We start from the raw sequence: 3374 nt of genomic DNA, 5'->3' as shown, positions 1-3374 counted from the left end.
AGCCGCTTAAAATCTCCCGAAGTATCAGCGATAGGGTAGACTGTCCCCCTATCAGATTGTCGTGTTTCGGTATCATTTCGGTGTCAGTTCGCCAGTTCTCCCCGGTGTCGTTCCTCCCCTGAATCTCACAGCGGCGTATCGCTCCCTTTGGTACGCTCGTTTCGGTCAGGGTTCCTCCATATCCCTGCCAAAAGTCATGGCGCTACATCGCCAGGGAAGCATATCCCACACAGGCTGGTCATTCGATTGGAATAATCCATCGATGAACTACCTGTATCATAGAACATTTTTGTGCCCTGTGCCGTATGTCCACAAAGTAGGAATCAGGGGTAAAAATCAGAAATTTCCACGATTGCGGAATTGATATGGTATAATCAATTCAACGGTTATATATGTTGTCAAAAAGGGGGAGCTGCTTCAATGAACGGAGCTACTACAATACAGGAACGGCTAAAAGATTTACGATTAAACAAAGGATTAAAACTGGAAGAACTGGCAGAGCAAACGGGTATTTCAAAATCGGCTCTTGGCAGTTATGAAAAAGATGACTATAAGGAAATCAATCATGGCAACCTTATCCTGCTGGCAGATTTTTATGGGGTGTCCCTCGATTATCTCTTTTGCCGGTCAGAGAACAGGACAGAGATCAACACGCCATTAAGGGAGCTGCATTTGAGTGATGAAATGGTGGCACTCCTGAAAAGCGGTCGGATTAACAACCGCCTGCTCTGCGAACTTGCCACCCATAAGGACTTTATCAAGTTTCTTGCGGACATTGAGATTTATGTGGATGGGATTGCCACCATGCAGATTCAGAACCTCAATGCCCTTGTCGATACCGTCCGACATGAAATCATTGAACGGTATCGCCCCGGCGAAGATGACCCGCATTTAAAGGTGCTGCAAGCTGCCCATATCAGTGATGATGAGTATTTCAGCCACATGGTACGGGATGACCTCAATCTCATTATCCGGGATATTCGGGAAGCCCACAAAAAGGACAGCGAGAGCGCACCCCAAACTACCGTTGCCGATGAACTGAAAGAAAATCTGGAAGCAGTCGAAAATTTCAAGGGCAGTCGGGATGAAAAGCTGGTTGTTCTTTACTGCAAGCAGCTTGGTATCAACTATAAAAATCTGTCAGACGAAGAATTTCGCTGGCTGATTCGGATTCTCAAAAAATCAAAGAAAATGGGAACGCCTATCAGCCAGAGGAAAAAACGATAAAGAAAAACCGCTGTTGCATGGTTTGTTAGCTTCCATGTAGCAGCGGTTTGTGCTGTGGTTATTCAGTTAAATTTTCAGAATAACAAGTTGGGATTTTTCTTGTTACTTATTTTTTTTGATTGTGGCGTTTCTTATTCCACAGTGAACCTACCAACATACCGATTGCAGAGATTATTGCTCCGGCTACAATCATTCCCAAGTCAGGGGCATTCAGTTTGTTAAAAGCAATGTTGTTTGCCATTTTGAATGTGCCATATTCAGCAAGCATATACATTACGCCAAAGAAAAGAGTGAATGCCCATTTTCCTTTTCCCCAAAAGTTATTTTTACCAATAACAATAGATACAATAAATGTGGATATAGGAAGAATAAACCAAAGAAACATCAAACTGTAACCCATAGCGTCACTTCCACTTGTAAAAAACCAGAACACTATCATTGCAAACGCCCAAATCAAGAGATAGGAGAGAATCGTAATAATCTTGTTTCTGTTGGCATTGCTTTTCACAACATTCGTACTTTCTTCAAGATAATCATAATAGCTTTTCATTTTTTGTTCTCCTTTCAATAGATAGTCAAGAGAGACATCGTAGCATTCGCTCATTTTAATGACGCTGATAATATCTGGATAGGATTTTTCATTTTCCCAATTTGAGATGGTCTGACGACTCACACCCAACAATTCGGCAACCTGTTCTTGCGTCAGCTTTTTTTCAATTCGGGCTGCCTTGATTTTGCATCCAATATCATGCTCCATGCCACTATACCTCCTTGCACTTTTATTGTAGGAAAAACACCCACTATTGTCTACAAAATAGCTTTGACATCACTTATTATGAGTGTCAAAATCCTTTTACATCTGCCAAATTCAAATTTACCTATTTCAAATCAAAGAGGGAGTTTTCATAGTCCTTTACATAGTATCGTACATTTTTACGCCCTTTTTGAATGATGGTGTGTCCTTCTGCTTCTAATTTTTCTTTTTGTGCTTCAATACCATTTGGGTATTTAGCATTTAGTTCTCCGTTTGCTTTCAATGTTCTCCAATAAGGCGTTTCATCTTCTGAACGCTGATAACTCGCCCATGCCACAATAGAAACAAAAATTCCTGCTGTAATCGGTTCTGTAAAATCTGCACTACTTAACTCCGCAAAGTATTCTCGTATTTTCCCGACGGTAATCACTTTACCATACGGAATTTTTTTCATTACTTTGTCATAGTCGATTGGCGGTGCAAAATACATTTTACTGCCACCATATTTTTCAATACTTTTCTGGTCTGTAATGATTTGAAATTTTGGCATATCCTTATTGTCGTGCAACATAGCATTAAAATCTTTCTTATCTTCGTTTGCCATTTCTGCCACCTCCTGCTTTAAGAATAATCTGTTTGTCATTTCTATGCAATGAGGCTGTTTGAAAAAACTTGACAACTTCATATTTGCTTAACTCTTAACATATCATTACGAATAAATCATCTCATGCAAAACAATTTCTTCTGCCCGGTTGTGAATGTTATTGCAACGCTGCACCCATTCCATTTGATGGGTACGCTTCAATTCCTCGGTTACGCCCTCGGCAGTTTTCATCTGTTCCATGATGATGTCTAACCGTTCCTGTGCCTGTTCGTTCAGGTCTGCAAGATATGTCCATAACTCCCCGGTCAATATCAATGTGTTCAATCTGGCTGGGTGGACTTCTCTTAAATATTCCTGATGTAGCCGTCCATACTTCCCAATGGGGCGGTGTTCCTCCGGCAGTTTCAAATCCGGGATGTAGTAATCTCCGACAAGGATATAATCAATTCCGTTTTCCGTTATTCTTGGTTTCAATTTGTTCATATTTTTAATCTCCTCATTCTGGTTTTGCAAGTCTGACTCTCCAGAAATATTGGTAAATCATTGGTAAAATTGAGAATGGAACACAAGAAATGCTATTTATAGAAGTATTTAAGACGATTTGAGACTTTTCATTCTGAACAGAAAATCCTGCCGTGGCAAATAAAGAGTACTTTTATCATTGTTGCATAACCTCGCATTTCTTAGTTTTTCTTGGTTTTTCGGGCTTTGTAAGCCTTTGTAAATTTTTGCTTTCTGGCATAACCTGGTTTGAGCTTTTCACCCTTGTTTTATATATAACAGTTGTTG

General features: G+C 40.2%; 4 protein-coding genes. 1 reads left to right on the top strand and 3 read right to left on the bottom strand.

From position 1 onward, the window contains the following. Positions 1 to 420 precede the first annotated feature (420 nt). Positions 421 to 1227, top strand: coding sequence for a helix-turn-helix transcriptional regulator (locus tag DWW13_RS18060; protein ID WP_055154162.1), 807 nt, complete (start codon positions 421 to 423; stop codon positions 1225 to 1227). A gap of 106 nt (positions 1228 to 1333) precedes the next feature. On the opposite strand, the gene DWW13_RS18055 is transcribed toward DWW13_RS18060, so the two are convergent. The 3 genes from DWW13_RS18055 to DWW13_RS18045 form a co-directional block, all read right to left on the bottom strand. Next, positions 1334 to 1984 (bottom strand): helix-turn-helix transcriptional regulator, encoded by a 651-nt coding sequence (locus DWW13_RS18055; RefSeq protein WP_118720787.1) that lies wholly within the window; start codon positions 1982 to 1984, stop codon positions 1334 to 1336. 121 nt (positions 1985 to 2105) lie between these two features. Then, positions 2106 to 2585, bottom strand: a complete 480-nt coding sequence (locus DWW13_RS18050; RefSeq protein ID WP_055154158.1) for an MGMT family protein — start codon at positions 2583 to 2585, stop codon at positions 2106 to 2108. A 105-nt stretch (positions 2586 to 2690) separates the two neighbouring features. Then, complete coding sequence (locus DWW13_RS18045) at positions 2691 to 3068, bottom strand: TnpV protein (protein WP_118720785.1); 378 nt, start codon at positions 3066 to 3068, stop codon at positions 2691 to 2693. Between the last annotated feature and the right edge of the window lie 306 nt (positions 3069 to 3374).

Origin of the sequence: Blautia sp. AF14-40 (assembly GCF_003479665.1) — a bacterium.
GTDB classification, from domain to species: Bacteria; Bacillota; Clostridia; order Lachnospirales; family Lachnospiraceae; genus Fusicatenibacter; species Fusicatenibacter saccharivorans.
The sequence above is the reverse complement of the archived record's forward strand: the minus strand, read 5'-3'. Positions and strand labels throughout refer to the sequence as shown.